Here is a 20,404-nt window from a genome sequence, read left to right on the forward strand (position 1 = left end):
TGTTATTTACTCTTATTTAATAAAGCTTTTTATTAGAACTTTCAACCTGATACGCAATTTGATATCAATATTTTCCCGCAAATGGTATCACGTAGATACGTTTTACTTGTAATAGTGTTTTTTGATGTGACTATAGCTATTATCTATTTAGGTTATGTTTTCTATTGCCTAAAATTCCGTGCAATCTCTTCAATCACTGGTCTGCTTTTCCTTGTAGTGAAATCGATCATCACTTTCGTAATTGTCGCTTCACAGACCACTTCTTCATTTTGATTCATTATTTTTTGTTCAAATACAAAACTCGTATTCCCAAGCTCCTTCGGTATCGTAATCACTTGAAGCTGATCGTGAATTACCGCTTCCTTTTTATACATAATGTCAATCCTCAAAACGACCGTCCCAAGGTTATTTCTATGAAAATCATCATAAGAATAACCAGCGTACTTTATGTACCATGCTTCTCTTCCGCTCTCCAGATAATTAAGGTATACACTATTATTTACATGGTTGAGTCCATCAATATCCTTTTCACTTACAATAATTTGTTTTTCTCCAATATTCAAAATATCTCTCTCCCCAGCAATCCATTTTTTATATTTAAAACTTTAGTTCTTTATAGAATACCAGTTATGAAAATTACAGCGATTACCACCGGAATAACAAAAGCAAAGATTGGTTTAACAGCATAAGGAATTTTCACTCCTGTTGTTCCAATATTGATTTCATCGATGAAGTTCTCCGTTTTCCACTTAAATACAACATACAAAGAAAGCAAAAGTGCACCAACGACAAGCATTATATTGCCAGAGAAGTAATCAATAAATGTGAATATATCCATACCGAAAATCTGAATGTTTGACCATGGTCCCTGTGATAAAATAGACGGAATTGCCAACACCAAACTAGCAATACTCACAAGCCAAACACTTGTTTTACGATTCAGATTAAATAATTCGGATGCATTAGCTGCTAATGTTTCCACAAAACCAACCCCCGTTGTAAGTGCGGCTACTATAACCAGGAAGAAGAATAAAAGACCAAAAATTGTTCCACCAGGCATTTGATCAAATATAGTCGGCAATGTCAGGAAAATCAAACCTGGTCCTGAATTTGGGGCAACATTAAAAGCAAATATTGCCGGAAATATGACCATTCCTGAGATAAAAGCAACAAATGTGTCAAGCGAAATTACCCACACTCCGTCTACAACTAGATTGGACTTCTCTCTCTTCAGATAACTTCCATAAGTGAAGGCAGCAGCCATCCCAATACCAATGGAGAAGAAAGCCTGCCCCAAAGCCTGCAGTACAGAATCTCCACTAATTTGTGAAAAGTCTGGTTTCAAATACCATACAACCCCCTCCCATGAACCCTCTAAAGAAAGTGAAAATACACTTAGAGCTAGTAACATGATGATGAGTAAAGGCATTAATAGTCGCACAAATTTTTCTGTGCCATCTTTCAATCCTTTCACTACTACAAACGCAAGAATCAACATTGGGATAATTGCGTATCCAGTAACAAGCCATGGGTTTGCGACAAACTTATCATAAATATCGGCTGCCTGATCAAATGTAACCCCTTGAAATGTACCAAGACCTACCTTTACAAAATAAGCAAATAGCCAGCCCATGATCATCAGATAGTACGAAAAGATAAGTAACGACGTAAACACGCCAAGCCATCCTATCGATACCCAAGTACTGCCCTTTTTAGTTAGTTTACGCAAACCGGTAATAGCACCAGACTGTGCTTTTCTACCAAGACCTGCTTCAACATAAAATAAGGGAATCCCAATGACAATAATAATAGCAATATAGATTAATAGAAAAGCTCCACCACCGTTTTCACCTACTAAATAGGGAAATCGCCATATGTTCCCTAAACCAATGGCAAATCCTGCAGCGGCCATGATAAACCCAAATCTTGATCCCCATGTTTCTCTTTTTTTATCCGTTGTAGGATCACTCATGAAATTCCCCTCCCTATTATTTTTCGTATACTTAGTAACTAAACGATTGCGCCTTCAATTATCAATTCATTCTCCGCAAAACGTTCAAATCGAAGTGGACTGAGATCTAATGTTTCATATTTTCCTGTTCGAATCAGCTCAGACAAACCTTTCCCTACAGCTGGCGCTTGCTGCATGCCATGACCACTAAACCCAGCTGCCATAAAATATCCTTTCATTTTCGGGTGACCTCCGATAATCGCATTTTGATCTTCTGTATTATGACTGTACATACCCGCCCATCCAGCGGTTATTTTTGCTCTTTCAAAATTGGATATCCGCGTAGCCAATACCGGCCATAGCTGCTCTTCGAAAAAAGAACGATTCCACCTGAAATCAATGCCCGGCTTCACCTTCTCACCAAATCCTGAAATTATCGATGATCCTTCATGCCTGAAATAAACACCGGTTGGGTCTACCGTTAACGGCAATTTGTTTTTCAACGGTTCAGCAATATCAAATTGAATGATTTGTCTCTTGAGCGGAACTACCGGAATTGGCAGTCCTATCTTTTTACTTAGCTCAGGTGCCCATGGACCTGCTGAATTTATTACCGTATGGGCCTCATATCTCTCTCCATTTTTACATTGCACACCAGTTACTTTTCCGCTCTCCGTCATAACAACATCGACCTCTTCATACACATAATTTGCTCCCAGCTCTTTTGCTTTTCGAGCATAACCCTGCATGACAGAATACGGATCTAAGTATCCATCTTCCCCGCAATAAAGTCCTCCCTGCAAATCTTCATTATTTAATTCTGGGATGATTGATAACAATTCTTCTTGTTCAAGAAACTCTGAAGGTACCCCGAAACTTCGCTGCAGCTCCATCTGCCTTTTTAACTGACTGATGTTTTCATTTTTAGCGAGAAAAAGGTAACCCGGATTTTTAAAATCAATTTCCGCTTTTTCGCCTCCTATCGCCATATCTTCCGCGAATGTCATATATTTTTTTAAGCTATACCTGCTAATTTGTATATTAATTCCTGTTGTAAATAGCTGTCTGATCCCTCCGGCACTTCTTGGAGTCGAAGAAAACTCGTATACTTTATCTTTTTCAAATACGGTAATTTCACCTGTAAATCCGTCATTCAATAAATTATAAGCAATACTGGAACCAATGACACCACCACCAACAATTATAATATCTGTTTTCTTTGACATATAAACCACCTCTCACTAAGAATAATATCCATTGTTTATTTATAATTTTCATTAGTTATACCTTATTTTTTTCTCTTATACTATGGACAATCCGCCTAAATATTTAAGCTTTCTAAATATTTAACCTTATCTATTTATCTTTATTATGATATGATATAAATACAAAAACAGAAGATTGAAAGGGTGGTGTGTAGTGGACCTCTTAGTACAATTTGCACAAAAAGTAGTGGAAGCGGTTTCAAAAATTTCACCATTTGCTATCAGCCTGAGCGATCACAACGGTTATATTATTGGTTCTACGGACTCCAGCAGGGTTGGCACCTACCACTTGCCTTCAAAAGAAGTAATTGAAAAGAACGATCACATTATATTTGATAAAGTACAAATAAAAAATATGGTTAATGTGTATGAGGGCATCGCATTTCCGCTTCAATTTGATCACAAAACAGTTGGAGTCTTGGGAATAATTGGGCCGCCCGCTCAAGTCAAACCTTATGGATTATTAATTAAAAATTATGTTGAAATAATGTGGCAGGAAACTTTTCATCGGCAAATAACGGATATGAAGGCAAAAACCAGGGAAACATTTGCACAATATATATTATTAAATGAAGTAGTCCAAACAGAAAGGGTCAAACAATACTGTGGGGTGCTTGGCATTCCTTATGGAAAAAAGAGCTTTTGTATTGTCATTGATATTGGCAATTCCTTACTGCACAGCGCTAAAAAACATATTTCCATCGACCAGCTGAAAGATAACCTGTTAAGATGCACTCAGGAAGCCTATATATGCACTGATTGTGGGTTAGCTACATTTTTAAATAGCGAAAAAATAGTTGTTGTGAGGCAAGTGGGGAGTGAGGGGGAATACAGGGAGCTCCTGCAGCAATTTGAGAAACAAAGCAGGGAATTAATCAGATTATATAGGATATATTCAATTAAAGACCCTTCAATTGCAGCTGGTAGTCTTTCACCTGCTATTGAACAAGTAAGTGAGTCTTACCATGAGGCAGTGAAACTAATACAGTTCGCCAAAGAACGTAGCCTCGAATCAAACATACATACCATATTTGATTGGGAAATCATTTTAGAACAATTACCACTAGAAACATCTAAAGAATATCGTAACAAAATTCAATTTCGGATCCATACTCTTATGGAACATGATCGATTTAAGGAAATGGCGGATCTCTTTATAGCATACTGCGAAAACAATATGAATATTAGCCAAACAGCAAAAGTACTGTTCATTCACAGAAATACGCTTATTTACAGATTAAAGAAAATAGAGGAAATGACTGGGCTCAACACGAGTAATTTTCAGGACTGCATACTTCTCTACTTGGCGTTAAAAAAATAAAGCAGCAGGTCGTTTACACAGCTTCCATATATATGTGTATCGTTCCTGCCGCTTTTTTATTTATGTGAGAATAGTTGTTTAACCTCTGCATTCATTTTACTTGCATTTTCCATGGCAACTTTATCTTCCAATACTTCTCCAGGCTTATTTCCATCACCAATAATCCAACCTTCCAGCCTGGTACCCATGAAATCAAAAATATATGCAAATTGCTGCACTAATGGCTTTCCTTTTTCATAAGGCGAATCGCCACCCGCAATAACTACATAATGTTTCATCTCCTTCATTCTCTCCGTAAAGTTGCGTTCCGGAATACGCATGCTTTCTGTAGATCTGTCAATAAAGTTCTTCATCAGACCAGACATCCCATACCAATACAGAGGTGTAACATAGATGACAACATCATGATCAAGCATTTCAGAAACCAACTCATTATAGTCATCATTCACCCGTTCTAAAAACCCTTCCGGCTCATGTCTCTTATCGTCAATTGGTGTAATATTATAATCAGTGAGATAACGCTTGGTATGCTTGATATTATAGAGCACCTTATCAGCAAGCAAATCAGAGTTACCATTTTTTCGAGAACTGCCATATAGAGCAAATACTTTCATTATCATTCCTCCTTGCTTGATTTTATCCTGTTAGTTCCAGAGTAAATGACAATCGATATTAAATACAAAGTCACAATTTCTTGTATTCAATATCCATATAGGCCTTTTCACACAGTAATTATTCAAGCAAATCCTTTCTGTTCTTCCACCGTTCGCTCATATATTTCTCCGATTCACCAGAATTCCCATTAATATAGAAGGTTTCATTTATTTGATCACCCTTTATTTTCGCCTTCCATATCGGCAAATAAACAAGGGAAACCTCCTTCACTTCATGGTGCGGTTTTTTTAAAACATAGGAACGATTGATTTGCTTTTGCTGCACGTTTTTTATATATTTATCTAATTCTTCCTCTGGTAACTGCACTGTTACTAGTGCATCCATCTCCACTTCTTCGTCCTTTATTGGAGGAATTTTTGTAAACAAACCACGGTATCCTGACACGGCATCAATAAAAATAATATTTGGAGTTTTTTTAGGAGGAAATGGCGGGCGTGCTGCAACCACTAAGTTTTTTACGATCCAGAACGGGTGATAGATTAGTTCCTTTTTCACAAGGTGATTACGAATATAATCGGGGCTCCATGTCTTGTTAAATCTTCTCTTCACACCAATACTTTTATAGATTGCTTTATAAAGAATCTTATCGGAAATTGTTTCACTGCCGATACGCTGAATTTTTTTTGTAGATATTTCAGTTGCTTGCATCATTATTTCTCCTTTCTTTTCCTGCAACAAGCTGTAATGAAACGAAAGATGGAAACTTTTAGAAATAAAGCCTGCCCCATACTTTTCACGAAGACAGGCTTTATCCCAATTTAGCTTTCAAAAGCAAAACAATTTAAGATACTATTCTTTCGCCATGATAACGATCTACCTGTTTTTGCGTTTCTTCTGGTGGCGGTGGTGTCATTAAACTTACAACTATTAATAAAATTAACGAAACAGGTGCTGCAATGATCGGCTCGGCCACTACTCCAAACGGCTCCGTAATAACGAGAATAACAAAAGTCAATCCTCCACCAATCATTCCTGCAAGTGCACCAGCTGTATTTGCCCGTTTCCACCAGATACCAAGAACAAGCGGAAAACCAAATGTGGAAAGAAGACCTCCACCAACCCAGCCAACCATAATTGCTATCAGCTGAGGAGGATTGATAGCAATAAGAATTCCTATTAAACTCGCAATGAACATAACAACGAAACCTAACCTTGTAACCTGTTTTTCCGAGGCATCTTTCTTAATATATTCTTTATAAATATCGCGGGCGACACCAGCGGAAATTGCTAGTAGCATTGCATCAGCAGACGACATAATAGCTGCAATCAATCCCGCAAACATGATTCCGGCCAGTATTGGTGTCATATAGTGCTCAATCACTGAAATAAAAATCATATCCTGATTCGTCAGGCTCTCAGCAATCCCTAGAGTAGCTCCTGCAGAAGCAACAATGAATCCAAAGATAAATATGGTCAAATAGAGCAAACAAGCCCACATTGCCGAGCGACGGGCTACTCGAGCATCGCGTGAAGCGAAGTTGCGCATAACCGCGGATGGGGAAACAATACCAAACCAAAGGAAAGCTAAAAACAAACCAAAATAGGACATCCATGGTTGTGTTATATCTCCAAAATGGGGTGTAACCGCCAGAGCATCCTGTAAAAGCGAGCCAAAACCATTATGCTGTATTAAAATAATAATTGACAGAATGAACATACCTACAAGAATAAGTGCTCCCTGGACGAGGTCGGTATAAGTGATTGCCCACATACCTCCAAGGGCAGCGTAAAGCGTGAAGCCGATACCAAGTACAATAACTGCGGTTGTATATTCAACACCAAGTATATATGAACCAATTAATCCGGAAGCGGTTAATTGCGGCACCATGTAAAATGTCATCCCGATAACTACAATCGCTACAGCTAATAGTTGTACCTTATTCCCATATCTTTGTTTAAAAAACTCCGGTAATGTAGCAACACCAGACCTTCTTATTTGCCCAGAAACGAGAAACATTGTAAATGGAAGAATAGCTACCGCACCAAAACCATAGGCAAAAAGGAACGGAACGCCCAGTGAGACTCCTGATCCAACCGCTCCCATTAATGAACTAGAGCTTGCAAGTGCGGCAAATAATGCAAATGCACCGACAAATGTATTTATTTGTCTACCTGCTGTCCAATAATCACTTTCAGATGTATGAGCACGTTTTGTAAAATAAATACCCATTAACGTCATTAAGATTAAATAGATCACCAATATAATTGTTTCAGTTAATTGCATTGTCGTCCCCCCTATCTATTCATTTTCATTTTCTTTTTGTACCCTTTCTATCCATAACACATAAATGATAGCTAATAAAAACCAGATGAGATAAGTGGAAAACATTAACCAACCAGCTAAAGAAATACCCAATAGATAAATGTCCGTTGGCCACCATATCAGTACGATTGCGACCACTGCTACTAGTACATACAATAAAATAATTCCAGGGTCTTTCAGCTTTGAATTCATTTCACTTTCCCCCTTGCATTTTTTTAGTATCCAAATGTTAAATGGAACTGAATCTTATCTGTCAATCCAGTTTCATACCAACCCCTTTTTCCAGCGCCTTTTGATACACCAACTTTCCGACAACCACATCAAATAACGCCATACCTGTTGATTTAAAGACAACACTCCTTCCTGCTTCCTTATTAACTTTCTTTGAACCCGCTATAAAGGATGCCATATTTTCTAGTTTCTCTTCGTTAATCCAGCCTTGTTCCAACGGATGAATAATATCACCAGATTCCTCTATGGCATGATCTGTATCCAAATATATTTTATCCGCTAATTCATAGAGAGACTCTGGAAATTCACGCATGGTCGGCTGAAATGAACCAACGCCTATGACGACTTTATCTTTTAGAAGTTCTTTATCATCAGGTAAAACTGGATTATCCGAAGTGGTCGCCGTAATAATTACTTCTGCATTTCGTACAGCTGCTTCCCGGGAATCTGCTGCGTACAACCGAATGTCCTCCCCAAGCCAGCTTCGTAACTCCTCTTGAAATGCTGGAATCTTTTCAGGACTTCTATTGTATAAATATATATCTTTAAATTCTCTTTCAATACAGGCTGCAATTGTTTGATACAAACCTTGTACTCCTGTTCCGATAACAGCTAGTTTAGAAACACCTTCATCTGTCAAATTTCTAACTGCTGATCCTCCTATTGCGCCTGTCCGCAATCCTGTCAGGAAAGAACCATCGATTAGACATTTAATCTGACCTGTTTTACTGTCAATTAAAATAACCAGCCCGTGCAGTGTTGGATGCTCTATATTATTTGGAAATATTGTGACAAGCTTGGTCCCGATTGCACCTTCGATAATACTTGGCATTAACAACAATGTATTGTCATTTTCCTTCACCTGCAGTCTTTCCGGCATCTGAAATTCATTTTTTTCATAAAGCTTGTAGGCTGTGTCTATTGCATTTACTGCATCCTTCATCGTAACCGCATCTCGAATAGCTTGTTCATTTAAATACAACAAAATATAACCTCCCTATATACTTAATCAGTTAGATAACGTTTCATTGGAATTGTTGAACTATTTTAATTTATAACCCATTTCAGATAACATTTCTATAGTCAGTTTGCCTAAAAAAAACGCTTAAATACTTCGTTAATTTTTGTTCTTCAAAGATACAAATTGAAATAACACCATAACAGAAAAAATAAAACGAAATAAATTATTGGTCATTTTGCACACATCGAATTGGAAGCGCTTGCAAAAATAAAGATAGTTAAACAGGTGCCAGACGAATGCCTGCTCCATCAGGAATACGCGCATAACTCCAAAGCTACATATATTTTCGGATATCTGTTTGGAGCTATCGGTATCCTGATGAGAACACCTCAGTTTCAGTTCGTTATTCCCAACGTGTTCCCGGTCTATTCTTCCGTCATGACTAACTTTATTTTTGTTATACCATGTGACTTGATCCCGATTAAATCAGCATCAACAAGACTATCAGCAATCACTTCTGCTTCTTTTGCACGTATCAGATTTTTTTCTGGAACATCTGCGTAAAATTCTTTCAGACGAGATGCAGATACTTTCAATTTTCAGACCAGACTCCTCTCCATAAGAATACAATGGGTTACAGTTTCAAGAGCCTGCTTAAACTATTAGTCTGTATAACCAAGTTCCTCCCATATTTTCCATGCTGTTTTCTCCAGTTTATCCAACAGAAATTCTTCCCTCTCCTTCGTATGGTCTATATCCGGAATACTTATCCCGATTGCTGCAACCATTTTTCCGTCGTAGTTATAAATTGGATAAGACATCCCAACTGTCGCTTCGAAGTTTTCCGAATAACTGATGGAATAGCCACGCTTCCTTATTTTTTCTACTTCTTCTTTTATTTTTTCTTTATCTGTCAGTGTATTTAATGAACGCTTTTTCAGTTCGACCTCGTTTAAATAAACGTCTAATTCTTCATCGGTCATACTTGATAAGAGCAATTTTGGAGCTGAACCAGCATATAAAGGCGCTCTCGCACCAACTTTTACGACGAGGCGCACTGGCTTGGAGCTATTCACTGTTTCTACATAAACTGCTTCATTACCTTCCATGATCGTAACGTGGATAAGCTCATCGATTTCTTCATTTAATTCCTTCATATAACGAAGTGCGATTTTATTATATTCCAGCTGTTCACTTACATGTTTACCATATGTAAGGAACTTCAGAGACATCCGGTAGGTTACATCATGACTTGTTTTTCTGTCTTTTATCAGTAATCCAGCTTCCTCTAATCCGCCAGCTAGCCGAAATACTGTGGTCTTGGGCATATTCGCCCTTTCAGCCAATTCATTAATTGTCATGACCGGCTGTTCTAAAAAACAATCGAGTACTTGAATCGCTCTTACTAAACTTTTGCTCAATATTAACCACCTCAGTTACTTTTTTGATACTAAATAACATGCTTGAAACTATATTATAATTGAGATATATCCCATTGCTATTATAAAGGTAGCCAGAAAATATTTCCCATTCCACCAATCCCTACTCTTATTCCATTTACATGCACGCAGGAGCTGATTCTGTGCTGATTACTCCTTCCCCTTCAAGCGGTAGAAAAATCAGCGGAGTAAGTAAAATAGTAGACAAGATGGCAAGATTTTGCGTAAGACCTTCCAATAAATCGAGCCCACTGTTTCCGTAAAAGTAATGAATAAGTATACCTGCTGAAAATAATATAACGAAACATTGATCAACCAGCTCTTCCTGCATGATCTTTGTCATTCTGAGTTTAATTCAAATTCACTTGGCTTATTTAGCAAATTTCACAACGCGGAACGTTCCTGTTGAATGGGCAAGTCTATCGCCTTCTTCATCATATAATCCGGCCTCGACCAGCACGGTGGAACGATTCTGATGAATCACATTCCCCGTCGCATAAATTGTTCCTTCTTTGACGCCCTTTAAAAAATGAACATCCATTTCCAGTGTCGTTACTTCATCAAATCCAAGAGAACGAGCTGAGAACCCCATCGAAGTATCAAGGATTGAAGCATAAATTCCACCATGTACGGAATTTTTTACATTAAAAAATGAAGGAATAACAGGAAGCTTCAGTGTCACACTTCCCTTTTCCACCTTTTCCATTTCTAGACCAATAAACTGCCAAAAATTACTTCCTTCAAAATCCTGTAATATTTTTTCAGTATCCATTTTTTCACTCTCCTGCAGACAGCTCATCCCAATTGACGATTGTCGGTAATTGTTCCCCTTCAACTGCTTTAATCAGATTGGAGGCTATCGTTGTACTTGTTTGTTTCGCTGCTTCCAGACTGATGCCACCAATATGAGGTGTTTTGATGATCTCTTCCACACCAAGAAATGGATGATCTGCCGGAGCCGGTTCGACTCGGAACACATCTACACCCGCAGCACGGATTTGTTTATTTTTAATTGCAGCTACCAGATCACCTTCATTAATCACACCACCACGTGCCGTATTGATCAGCACCGCATCTGACTTCATCATGTCAAAATATGTTTTATCGATACTGCCATCTGTATTTTCATTTAATGGGATATGCAAACTAATTACATCGCTATTCTTAAATACTTCTCCCATATCTTTTGTAAGTTCAACCCCGATTGCATCTGCTATTTTCTGCCTTTCTTCCGGAATTCTTCTCACATATGCTGTTACATTCATTTCAAATCCATGCTTCATAATCTTGGCTACTCTCTGTGAAATAGAGCCAAATCCGACAAGCCCAAGGGTCTTCCCTTTCAGCTCGCTCGTATATTTTCCATCCCGATAGGAGTAGTTTCCTTTTTCCATTTCATCGTTGAACTTTACAATATTTTTCATTACGGCAAGAATCAAGCTTACCGCATGTTCAGCCGTCGAATTGGTGTTGATTTTTGGCGCATGAAGGATGCGGATTCCTTTTTTTGTTGCATAATCAACATCGATATTATCCAGTCCTACTCCTGCTCCGGATATCGCCTTCACATTTTCACATGCATCTAAAATAGCTGGCGTAATCCGAGCTGGTGCCCGAAGAATGATGCCATCGACTTTGTTATTATTTAAGAATGATATAATTTCCCGTTCATCAAATGTTTCAAATTTTGTTACCTTTGCATTTTCATTTAAAACATCTTCCCCATCTGTATGATACATAGAAAGAATTTGCACAATATGTATGGGTTTCAAAAAGCTGCACCTCCTTGATTTATATATCACCTTGTTATAAATCAGATGGTGATTTGTTGAATCACCATCTGAATGAACTAACCTAAATATTCAATTACTGTAGAAATCCCTTGCCCTCCACCAATACAAAGTGTTACGAGACCGTATTTTTCTCCTCTTCTTTCCATTTCATGAAGAAGCTTTGTCATCAGAATAGCCCCTGTTGCACCGATTGGGTGGCCAAGTGCGATTGCCCCGCCATTTACGTTCACTTTATTGATATCCATTTTCGCTTCTTTGATCACCGCAAGTGATTGTGCCGCGAAAGCCTCATTTAATTCAATTAAACCAAGGTCTTCCATTTTAAGATTTGCTTGTTTTAAAGCTTTATAGGTTGACTCAACTGGTCCAATCCCCATAATCTCAGGTGATACACCACTTGTAGCCTGACCAAGAATTCTTGCTTTTGGCTTTAGATCATACGCATTCACTTTCTCTTTGTTCATCATGAGAACAACGGAAGCCCCATCATTTCTCCCACTTGCATTCCCTGGAGTTACAGAACCACCTTTTTTAAACACGGCTGGTAATGTAGCAAGTTTTTCCAGTGAAGTCAGGAATGGATGTTCATCTGTATCAAAGATAATTGTTTTTTTACGTTCTTTTACTTCATAAGGAACAATTTCTTTTTCAAAACGGCCCGCTTTAATCGCCTGATCTGTCAATGTTTGACTGCGATGTGCAAATTCATCCTGCTCTTCTCTGGATATCTTGTACTGCTCCGCTAGATTTTCAGCAGTGAGACCCATTGTCAGATTACCATATTTCTCCTGTGGCTGAGAGCATGGCTGGCTCTCTGTGTTCGGATCAAGCAAGACCCCATTTCCAGCACGGTAACCAAAGCGAGCATGCCTTAAATAGTAAGGTGCCGTACTCATGCTTTCCGCCCCACCAGCAATAACGACGTCAGATAATCCAAGTTTTATTTGCATGTCAGCATTATTAATTGCCTGCAGTCCTGAACCACACTGGCGGTGAACGGTATAGCCGCTCACATCAACCGGTAATTCAGCGCGCAATGCAGCAAGACGTGCCAAATTGGAAGTATCTGCGCTCTGTTTTGCCTGGCCAAGAATGACTTCATCTACGCTAATGTCTGAACCGTTTCGTTCCATCAATTCACGAATTACTTTTTCAGCTAAATAATCAACAGGTACATCCTTTAATGTCCCGCCCATTTTACCCACAGCTGTCCTTACTGAGCCAACAATATACGATTCATTCATTCCCTAACACTCCTATTTCTTCAATTCGCGTTTTAATTCACCAGCGATGATATTTTTTTGAATTTCAGATGTTCCTTCATAGATTTTCGTAATTCGTGCATCACGGTAATAACGCTCAATCGGATAATCTCTCATATAACCAATTCCCCCGTGAATTTGTACAGCTAAATCAGCTACTTTGTTGTAAACTTCCGAACCATATAATTTTGCAATTGCTGCATCTTTAACAACACGCTGACCTTGATCTGTCATCCAAGCAACTTTATATGTTAGAGCTTCTAATGCAGCGATCTCTTTGCTAATTTCTGCAAGCATATGCTGGATTGCCTGCATTTCAATGATTGGTTTACCAAATTGCTCACGTTCCTGTGCGTAATCCAAGCAATGCTCCAATAGACGTTTACTTGATCCAAGGTTACGCGCTGCAAGACCTGCGCGGCCATTTGCTAAAATTTTTAACGCGTTTACATAGCCGTGTCCTTCTTCTCCAAGTATGTTCTCTGCTGGGACTTCCATATCTTCAAAGAAGAGCTCTGCAGAATGAGAACCACGTAGCCCCATTTTGTCTTCCACAGCGCCTACGATAAATCCTGGCGTGTCTTTTTCAACGATAAATGATGTAATCCCTTTTGCACCTTTGGAAGGATCAGTTACTGCCATGACAGTAAACACATGGCCATCTACAGCATTTGTAATATAGTGCTTTGAACCGTTAATAACATATTTATCGCCTTTTTTCTCGGCCGTTGTTTTCATATTAGCTGCATTTGAACCAGCACTAGGCTCTGTAAGCGCGAAGGATCCTATCCATTCACCTGAAGCTAATTTTGGCAGGAATTTTTCTTTTTGTTGCTCATTTCCAAGTTCCACAATACCAACAGAACCGATCCCTGTATGCGCTCCAATCAATGTTGTGTATCCGTTATGTGTTTTACCAAGCTCTTCGTAAATCGCACATTTTCCTACCATATCTAAACCAAGTCCGCCATATTCTTCAGGGATTCCTAAGCTGAATAACCCCATTTCTTTTGACTGTTCAACAATTCTTTCTGGGATTTCATTCTTCTCCTCGATTTCCATAGCAACAGGTTCTACTTCTTCTCTTACAAATTTACGTACATTCTGTCTTAAAAACTCAATATCCTCAGAAAATTTAAAGTCCATCCTAACCTCTCCTTATCGATTTCTAAATTCTGCTTGTCTTTTTTCGAGGAAAGCCAATGTTCCCTCATGCTTATCTTCTGTCCCGAAAGCTACAGCTTGGGACAATTTTTCCATCCATAGCGCAGTATCTGTATCAATGTCATAACCTTTATGTACAGCGCGTTTTGCAAGCATTACTGCAACAGGACCTTTTTTCAACGTCTGTTCAGCTACTTCCTGAATTTTTTCCTGAAGCGCTTCTTCTTCAACGAAATACGATACAAGTCCAATTCGTTCCGCTTCTTCACCATCAATAATCTTTCCGGTTAATATCATATCCAATGCTCTACCTTTTCCAACCATACGTGACAAACGCTGTGTACCGCCGGCTGCCGGAACAATCCCTAAATTCAATTCTGGCAATCCAAATTTAGCATTTTTTGTTGCCAGACGGATATCACATGCCATCGCAAGCTCACAGCCGCCACCCAATGCAAAGCCGCGAACAGCAGCAATGGTGACTTTCGTGCAACTCTCAATTTTGCTATATACGCCTTGCATCCCCGGTACAAGTGCTTCCAGTGGGTCTCTTTCATTTAGCTGACGAATATCGGCTCCTGCTGCAAATGACTTTTCGCCAGCTCCCTGAATGACAATCACTTTTACATCCTTATGTGCTTCAGCTTCCTGTATCGCTGCATCTATTTCATAAAGTATGTTTGCATCTAATGCATTCCGTGCTTCTGGACGATTCAATGTTAGCCAAAAAATTCCGTCTTCCAATTCAACCTTCACACTTTTATATTCAGTCCTCATGTTTTTCCTCCTAACTGTATTCATAAAAGCCGCGACCTGACTTCTTACCTAAACGGCCTGCTTTCACATATTTCACTAAGAGTGGACATGGACGGTATTTCTCACCCAAGGTTTCATATAAGTATTCCATGTTTCTTAATCTCGTATCGAGCCCTACTAAATCTGCAAGCTCTAGAGGACCCATTGGATGATTTAGTCCTAGCTTCATCGCATTATCAATATCCTCCGCTGAAGCTACACCTTCCATTAATAGATTCATTGCTTCATTGCCGATCAAGCAATTCATGCGAGAAGTGACAAATCCCGGAAATTCGTTGACTTCAACGGTAGTTTTATTAATTTTTGCAGCTGTATCATGTACATATTTCATCGTGTCATCCGATGTTTCCAATCCGCGAATAACTTCAATTAGCTTCATTTTATGCACTGGATTGAAGAAGTGCATCGCAACTACTTTATCCGGCCTCGATGTTTGTGCACCAATTTCCGTTGGGCTCATCGTGGATGTATTTGTTGCAAGTACCGTGTCAGGACCGCAGATTTCATCTAATTGCTTGAACACATCAACCTTTACATCCATTCTTTCTAAAACAGCCTCGATTACTAGTTCTGCTCCGTCGGCTGCCATTTTTAAATCAGATTCAAATTTCAAATTATTTTTTGCGGATTGATAGACTTCTTCTTTTAAATAGCCTTTTTTAACACTCCCATCCATTAATGCATAAATATTTTCCTTTGCCTTATTTAAAGCCTGTTCATTTATATCATTGACACATACATCATACCCACTAATGGAAAATGCATAGGCAATTCCTGTTCCCATTACTCCCGAACCGACAACGGTAACTTTTCTCATGTAATCATCCTTTTATATAATCTTCTATAAAACTCAAAATCAAACTGAAGTTTACAGCTATTAACAGACTTTTATATACCTGTTAATAAATCTTTGCGATAAAAACGTTGCAATAGATAGATACCTGCCAGTATGACAATTCCTATTAAGTCTGTCCAAATTCCAGTCATAATCATAATGATTGAACCTATAAACAAGAGAATTCGTTCATACCAGAAAGCGTTTCTTAACACCCAACCTTCAACAGCTGCCGCAACTCCGATAATTCCTATTATTGCAGTAACCGTTGCGAGAATGATATCCCCTGGACTTCCAACTAATAAAAGTTGTTCCCCATAGACAAAAATGAAAGGTACTATAAATGCAGCAATACCAAGTTTTAAAGCTGATAGACTAGTCTTCATTGGATCTGAACCAGCAATTCCAGATGCTGCAAATGCTGCAAGTGCAACGGGTGGTGTAATTGCTGAAATAGACGCAAAGTAGAATACAAAGAAATGCGCAGCAAGTGGCGAAACTCCTAGTTCTATTAAAGCTGGAATGGTTAATGGAACTTGTACAATATATGCAGCTACTGTTGGAAGCCCCATCCCTAAAATAATACTTGTAATCGCTGTTAGTACCAATGTAATTAATAGTACTCCACCAGCAAGACTGATAATAAGACTACTAAACTGTAGCCCAATTCCTGTAAATCCAATAACTCCAACAATTAAACCAGCGGCGGCACATGCAATGGCTGTCTCTAATGAAGCTCTTGCTCCAAGATCCAATGCCTTTACAATGGGTTTGAAATCCATTTTTGCAATACGATTAATGATCCCAACTAGTATCGTGGCGCCGATAGCAAATAAACCCGCTCTCATTGGAGAACTACCACCAGCTAACATTACAACAATAACGATAAGAGGCAGGAAGAAAATGAAACCTTTCTTAAATACTGACCACGTACTTTCTAGATTTTCCTTGTTAAGGCCGTGTAATCCTATTCGCTTTGCTCGTAAATCGACCTGCATAAACACACTAATATAAAACAGTACTGCAGGGATAATTGCTGCAATAGCAATCTCAATATATGGAACTCCCAAATAACTTGCAATAATAAATGCTGATGCACCCATGATTGGTGGTGTTATTTGTCCACCTGTAGAGGCAACTGATTCAACTGCTCCTGCAAAGTGTCCTTTATACCCTGTCTTTTTCATCATAGGAATGGTAAAAGCTCCTGTTGTAACTGTGTTTGCAACTGCACTCCCTGAAATCGTTCCCATGATAGCACTCGCTACAACAGCTACCTTAGCTGGTCCCCCACGATATTTCCCCATCGCCGATACAGATAAGTCGATAAAAAATTGACCTGCTCCAGATACTTCCAAAAATTTCCCAAATAAAATAAACAGAAAGATAAAGGTAGCGGATACTCCAAGTGGTGTACTAAATACACCTGTCGTTGTGAAAAATAAATGATCGGTAATCCATTGCAAATCGAATCCACCATGCGCGATTGGCCCAGGTAGTTTATCCCCGAAGATGCCATAAAGTAAAAATAGAGCAATAATGATGACAAGTACATTCCCAATTACTCTTCTTGTAGCTTCAATTAAGATCAATCCACCTACAATAGCAAGTCCGATCTGCAGCCCAGATAGAGGTTCAATATAAGTCATTCTAGCTGCAATATCTGTTGCATTAAACACAAAATAACTATATATTAAACCAGATGTTAAAATAAGCAACCAGTCATACCACGGAATACTTTTTGAATCGGCGGCTTTAGATGCTGGCTTATAGATAGCAAAGACTAGCATCAATGCGAACCCAAGGTGCGCAGACCTTTGTAGTATCGATTCAAATACACCGAATAATCCAGTGTATAAGTGGAATAAGGACATTGCAATTGCAAGTATCGAAATAATGAGGCCAGCTTTCCCCCCCAGTAATCGAAGCTTTGCTTGTTTATTACCGTCATCATCATAATCTTCGTGTTTTTCCACATCTAATTGTGTTTGTTGATTCGACTTTTCCATTTATTTTCACCTTCCTTTACTTAGATACGTATCCTAGATACCGATTATTCCATCGCCCCGATTTCTTCATAGTATCTTACTGCACCTGGGTGCATATCGCCTACGTTGTTCTCTACCGAATACTCTGCATTAAAGTCATTAAATGTAGCTGATAGATTTTGCCAGACTTCCTTTTTTTCCACTACTAACTTTGTCAAATTGTATACATCTTCTTCTGACATCGTATCGTCATTTACCAGAAGTACAGTGTAAGGTGCTACCGTCTCAACATCCTCATCCTGATTCGGATAGGTTCTTGCTTCAATCGTATGAGGGATATAACCTGGATTATACTCATTCAATCCGTCAATCGTCTCTTGTTCTAATGAGATAAGGCGAATACCTACTGTCGTATCTAGCTCTTGCCAAGTAGCAGCTGGTGTATCTAGCACTCCTACCCAAGCATCAAGGTGGTTATCACGCATTAACTCAGATGCATCTTCTGTCCCGATATATTCAATTCCTTTTAAATCATCGTAACTCATACCAACTAAGCCTAATATTTTCTGAAAAGCAATTTCTCCACTATATCCTTTAATTCCTGGACTCACTTTTTTGCCTTTCAAATCCTCAATCGAATAGATATCAGAATCAGCTCGCACTACAATTTGAAGTGGGTTCGGATACAATGTTGCAATCGTACTGAAGTTATCAATCGGTTCATCAAATTCACCCTCCCCATTATTCGCCTCAGAAATTGCTTCACTATTCGTAAATGCTACATCGAACGTACCATTTCCAAGTCCCATTAGATTCGCAATTGAGCCACCTTCTACAATAGAAACCGTTGAATCTGGAAATATTTCTTTCATTTGATCGCCCATCGCTCCTGCAAGCGTATACCAGAATCCACCTACACTAGCAGCACCGAATCCAATCGAATCCGGAGTTGTAATATTTCCATTTTCCTTCGTGTTATCTGAATTTAATTCATCCCCATTGTTGTCGCATGCGACTAATGCTAACAAAAGTATCGAAACTATAAATAGGAAAATCTTCTTTCTCAATTTCATCTCCTCCATTTCATTTAGCAATCTAATTTTTTTAATAGGTGAACTTTGCACCAGTTATGTCCTTTAACTCTTCTAAACTCAAATCTGACAACTGTTCTACTAGTTCTGCGCCATTTTCAGTAAACTTAAATACCGCGTGTTCCGTAACAAGTAAATCTGCTCTTCCGTTACCACTAGTTGGGAAAGTAAGTTTTTCTACAAACTTTGGTGAACCGTCTTTCGCCTGGTGCATGGAAGCAATAATAATTCTCTTCGCACCAGCAACTAAATCCATCGCACCACCGACACCCAAAATATCCTTTCCAGGAATCGCCCAATTTGCAATTTCTCCATATTGATCAATTTGCAGCGCTCCCATAACAGCTACATCTATATGACCGCCACGAATCATAACAAACGAATCTGCGCTGTCAAATAAGCAAGCGCCTTTATCCATGGTAATCGGTTTCTTGCTTGCACTGATCAAATCCATATTTATATTTTCCTCATCCGGTGTCGGCCCCATTCCAAGAAGTCCATTTTCTGAATGTAAATCTACTTTTTTATCGCCAAGGTAATCAGGAATAAGTGTAGGAATCCCAACACCTAGATTAATGGAAGCGCCATCCGGTAATTCCTTTGAAATTCGTTTAGCTATTTTAATTCGATCTTGTTGGGACAACGTATTTACCCCCTATCTTTTCATATTCATTCATCACGAGATAATCAACATATACATGTGGAGTCGTTATTTCATCAGGTTTCAATTCACCGACTTCGACAATTTCATCAACTTCAGCAATCACGATTTTTCCTGCAGTTGCCATTACCGGGTTAAAGTTTCTTCCGGTATGGTCATAAATTAAGTTTCCGAGTGTATCCGCTTTCAAAGCTTTAACTAAGGAAACGTCCCCTTTAATTGCTCTTTCTAATATATAAGTTTCCCCATCAAAAACATTTTCCTCTTTTCCTTCAGCAAGCTTCGTTCCGGCAGCTGTCTTCGTATAGAACCCTGCAATCCCAGCTCCACCGCAACGGATTCGCTCCGCCAATGTTCCTTGTGGAATTAATTCTATTTCCAAATTGCCTTTTGACCACTCACTCACTGCATCACGATTGGATGTAAAGTAGGAGCCCATCGCTTTTTTCAAACTCCCCGTGTGCAAAAGTATTCCAAGTCCTTTATCCTTTTCACCGAGATTATTACTGACAACTGTTAATTCTTTTTTCCCTAATATCGCTAACTCATCAATTAGTGTGAATGGTGTTCCTGATAGTCCGAAACCACCGACAAGTAAAGTATCACCGTCCTTTATGTATTTGTTTATTTCCGACTTATCAATTAATTTATTCACTAAGTTTCCTCCTTCATTACTAAAATCTCATAT

General features: G+C 38.8%; 21 protein-coding genes and 1 pseudogene. 1 reads left to right on the forward strand and 21 read right to left on the reverse strand.

The annotated features are described in order from the left end of the window. Nucleotides 1-161: 161 nt before the first annotated feature. From WKU33_RS07270 to WKU33_RS07280, 3 genes are read right to left on the reverse strand one after another with little or no spacing between them, the layout of a single operon-like run. Complete coding sequence (locus WKU33_RS07270) at nucleotides 162-563, reverse strand: acyl-CoA thioesterase (RefSeq protein ID WP_198042568.1); 402 nt, start codon at nucleotides 561-563, stop codon at nucleotides 162-164. 50 nt (nucleotides 564-613) lie between these two features. Continuing rightward, nucleotides 614-1,972 carry a sodium-dependent transporter gene (locus WKU33_RS07275; protein ID WP_156855050.1) on the reverse strand — a complete coding sequence of 453 codons (1,359 nt, stop codon included), beginning with the start codon at nucleotides 1,970-1,972 and terminating at the stop codon, nucleotides 614-616. 38 nt (nucleotides 1,973-2,010) lie between these two features. After that, a complete protein-coding gene (locus WKU33_RS07280) occupies nucleotides 2,011-3,177 on the reverse strand; it encodes an NAD(P)/FAD-dependent oxidoreductase (RefSeq protein ID WP_340453916.1) in 1,167 nt (388 codons plus the stop codon). Between the two features lie 193 nt (nucleotides 3,178-3,370). Here WKU33_RS07280 and WKU33_RS07285 point away from each other — a divergent pair. Continuing rightward, nucleotides 3,371-4,519: pseudogene (locus WKU33_RS07285) on the forward strand (CdaR family transcriptional regulator); the annotation flags it as partial. A 74-nt stretch (nucleotides 4,520-4,593) separates the two neighbouring features. On the opposite strand, the gene WKU33_RS07290 reads toward WKU33_RS07285, so the two are convergent. The 18 genes from WKU33_RS07290 to WKU33_RS07375 all read right to left on the reverse strand — a co-directional run bounded on the left by WKU33_RS07290 (nucleotide 4,594) and on the right by WKU33_RS07375 (nucleotide 20,371). Continuing rightward, complete coding sequence (locus tag WKU33_RS07290) at nucleotides 4,594-5,151, reverse strand: flavodoxin family protein (protein ID WP_156855056.1); 558 nt, start codon at nucleotides 5,149-5,151, stop codon at nucleotides 4,594-4,596. A 118-nt stretch (nucleotides 5,152-5,269) separates the two neighbouring features. After that, entirely contained in the window at nucleotides 5,270-5,860 is a 591-nt protein-coding gene (locus tag WKU33_RS07295; RefSeq protein ID WP_156855245.1) for a hypothetical protein, read from the reverse strand. Between the two features lie 133 nt (nucleotides 5,861-5,993). Further along, nucleotides 5,994-7,436: a sodium:solute symporter family protein gene (locus tag WKU33_RS07300; protein ID WP_156855058.1), complete on the reverse strand. Its 1,443-nt coding sequence runs from the start codon at nucleotides 7,434-7,436 to the stop codon at nucleotides 5,994-5,996. Between the two features lie 15 nt (nucleotides 7,437-7,451). Next, the gene (locus WKU33_RS07305; protein WP_156855060.1) at nucleotides 7,452-7,667 is read right to left on the reverse strand and encodes a hypothetical protein; all 216 of its coding nucleotides are present in this window, start codon (nucleotides 7,665-7,667) and stop codon (nucleotides 7,452-7,454) included. Nucleotides 7,668-7,728: 61 nt separating this feature from the next. Then, nucleotides 7,729-8,688, reverse strand: coding sequence for an ornithine cyclodeaminase family protein (locus WKU33_RS07310; protein WP_340453919.1), 960 nt, complete (start codon nucleotides 8,686-8,688; stop codon nucleotides 7,729-7,731). A gap of 404 nt (nucleotides 8,689-9,092) precedes the next feature. Next, nucleotides 9,093-9,263 (reverse strand): hypothetical protein, encoded by a 171-nt coding sequence (locus tag WKU33_RS07315; protein WP_156855064.1) that lies wholly within the window; start codon nucleotides 9,261-9,263, stop codon nucleotides 9,093-9,095. Nucleotides 9,264-9,329: 66 nt separating this feature from the next. Further along, a complete protein-coding gene (locus tag WKU33_RS07320) occupies nucleotides 9,330-10,088 on the reverse strand; it encodes an IclR family transcriptional regulator (RefSeq protein ID WP_156855066.1) in 759 nt (252 codons plus the stop codon). Nucleotides 10,089-10,224: 136 nt separating this feature from the next. Beyond that, on the reverse strand, nucleotides 10,225-10,449 hold the full coding sequence (locus WKU33_RS07325; RefSeq protein WP_156855068.1) for a hypothetical protein: 225 nt from the start codon (nucleotides 10,447-10,449) through the stop codon (nucleotides 10,225-10,227). Nucleotides 10,450-10,476: 27 nt separating this feature from the next. Then, entirely contained in the window at nucleotides 10,477-10,878 is a 402-nt protein-coding gene (locus WKU33_RS07330; protein ID WP_156855070.1) for a PaaI family thioesterase, read from the reverse strand. A gap of 4 nt (nucleotides 10,879-10,882) precedes the next feature. Continuing rightward, nucleotides 10,883-11,878 (reverse strand): NAD(P)-dependent oxidoreductase, encoded by a 996-nt coding sequence (locus WKU33_RS07335; protein ID WP_340453922.1) that lies wholly within the window; start codon nucleotides 11,876-11,878, stop codon nucleotides 10,883-10,885. A 77-nt stretch (nucleotides 11,879-11,955) separates the two neighbouring features. Then, nucleotides 11,956-13,143, reverse strand: a complete 1,188-nt coding sequence (locus WKU33_RS07340; RefSeq protein ID WP_340453923.1) for a thiolase family protein — start codon at nucleotides 13,141-13,143, stop codon at nucleotides 11,956-11,958. 12 nt (nucleotides 13,144-13,155) lie between these two features. Continuing rightward, entirely contained in the window at nucleotides 13,156-14,307 is a 1,152-nt protein-coding gene (locus WKU33_RS07345) for an acyl-CoA dehydrogenase family protein (protein WP_188856187.1), read from the reverse strand. A 12-nt stretch (nucleotides 14,308-14,319) separates the two neighbouring features. Beyond that, nucleotides 14,320-15,102: an enoyl-CoA hydratase/isomerase family protein gene (locus tag WKU33_RS07350; protein ID WP_340453924.1), complete on the reverse strand. Its 783-nt coding sequence runs from the start codon at nucleotides 15,100-15,102 to the stop codon at nucleotides 14,320-14,322. A 10-nt stretch (nucleotides 15,103-15,112) separates the two neighbouring features. Beyond that, nucleotides 15,113-15,958, reverse strand: coding sequence for a 3-hydroxyacyl-CoA dehydrogenase (locus WKU33_RS07355; RefSeq protein WP_156855078.1), 846 nt, complete (start codon nucleotides 15,956-15,958; stop codon nucleotides 15,113-15,115). Between the two features lie 71 nt (nucleotides 15,959-16,029). Next, nucleotides 16,030-17,985 carry a TRAP transporter permease gene (locus WKU33_RS07360; RefSeq protein ID WP_340453927.1) on the reverse strand — a complete coding sequence of 652 codons (1,956 nt, stop codon included), beginning with the start codon at nucleotides 17,983-17,985 and terminating at the stop codon, nucleotides 16,030-16,032. Between the two features lie 44 nt (nucleotides 17,986-18,029). Continuing rightward, entirely contained in the window at nucleotides 18,030-19,031 is a 1,002-nt protein-coding gene (locus WKU33_RS07365; protein WP_445321687.1) for a TAXI family TRAP transporter solute-binding subunit, read from the reverse strand. A gap of 37 nt (nucleotides 19,032-19,068) precedes the next feature. Then, nucleotides 19,069-19,698, reverse strand: a complete 630-nt coding sequence (locus WKU33_RS07370; protein ID WP_156855084.1) for a 3-oxoacid CoA-transferase subunit B — start codon at nucleotides 19,696-19,698, stop codon at nucleotides 19,069-19,071. Continuing rightward, entirely contained in the window at nucleotides 19,676-20,371 is a 696-nt protein-coding gene (locus tag WKU33_RS07375) for a CoA transferase subunit A (RefSeq protein ID WP_340453931.1), read from the reverse strand. The genes WKU33_RS07370 and WKU33_RS07375 overlap by 23 nt, the downstream gene beginning before the upstream one ends. Between the last annotated feature and the right edge of the window lie 33 nt (nucleotides 20,372-20,404).

This window comes from Oceanobacillus sp. HCA-5259, from assembly GCF_037892815.1.
Classification (GTDB): Bacteria; Bacillota; Bacilli; order Bacillales; family Amphibacillaceae; genus Oceanobacillus; species Oceanobacillus indicireducens.

What these genes read in the sequence shown, in the direction of transcription:
- WKU33_RS07340 (WP_340453923.1), bottom strand. Translation starts at nt 13,143, where the DNA reads ATGAATGAATCGTATATTGTTGGCTCAGTAAGGACAGCTGTGGGTAAA.
- WKU33_RS07350 (WP_340453924.1), bottom strand. Translation starts at nt 15,102, where the DNA reads ATGAGGACTGAATATAAAAGTGTGAAGGTTGAATTGGAAGACGGAATT.
- WKU33_RS07290 (WP_156855056.1), bottom strand. Translation starts at nt 5,151, where the DNA reads ATGAAAGTATTTGCTCTATATGGCAGTTCTCGAAAAAATGGTAACTCT.
- WKU33_RS07355 (WP_156855078.1), bottom strand. Translation starts at nt 15,958, where the DNA reads ATGAGAAAAGTTACCGTTGTCGGTTCGGGAGTAATGGGAACAGGAATT.
- WKU33_RS07280 (WP_340453916.1), bottom strand. Translation starts at nt 3,177, where the DNA reads ATGTCAAAGAAAACAGATATTATAATTGTTGGTGGTGGTGTCATTGGT.
- WKU33_RS07330 (WP_156855070.1), bottom strand. Translation starts at nt 10,878, where the DNA reads ATGGATACTGAAAAAATATTACAGGATTTTGAAGGAAGTAATTTTTGG.
- WKU33_RS07275 (WP_156855050.1), bottom strand. Translation starts at nt 1,972, where the DNA reads ATGAGTGATCCTACAACGGATAAAAAAAGAGAAACATGGGGATCAAGA.
- WKU33_RS07300 (WP_156855058.1), bottom strand. Translation starts at nt 7,436, where the DNA reads ATGCAATTAACTGAAACAATTATATTGGTGATCTATTTAATCTTAATG.
- WKU33_RS07345 (WP_188856187.1), bottom strand. Translation starts at nt 14,307, where the DNA reads ATGGACTTTAAATTTTCTGAGGATATTGAGTTTTTAAGACAGAATGTA.
- WKU33_RS07360 (WP_340453927.1), bottom strand. Translation starts at nt 17,985, where the DNA reads ATGGAAAAGTCGAATCAACAAACACAATTAGATGTGGAAAAACACGAA.
- WKU33_RS07325 (WP_156855068.1), bottom strand. Translation starts at nt 10,449, where the DNA reads ATGACAAAGATCATGCAGGAAGAGCTGGTTGATCAATGTTTCGTTATA.
- WKU33_RS07295 (WP_156855245.1), bottom strand. Translation starts at nt 5,860, where the DNA reads ATGCAAGCAACTGAAATATCTACAAAAAAAATTCAGCGTATCGGCAGT.
- WKU33_RS07305 (WP_156855060.1), bottom strand. Translation starts at nt 7,667, where the DNA reads ATGAATTCAAAGCTGAAAGACCCTGGAATTATTTTATTGTATGTACTA.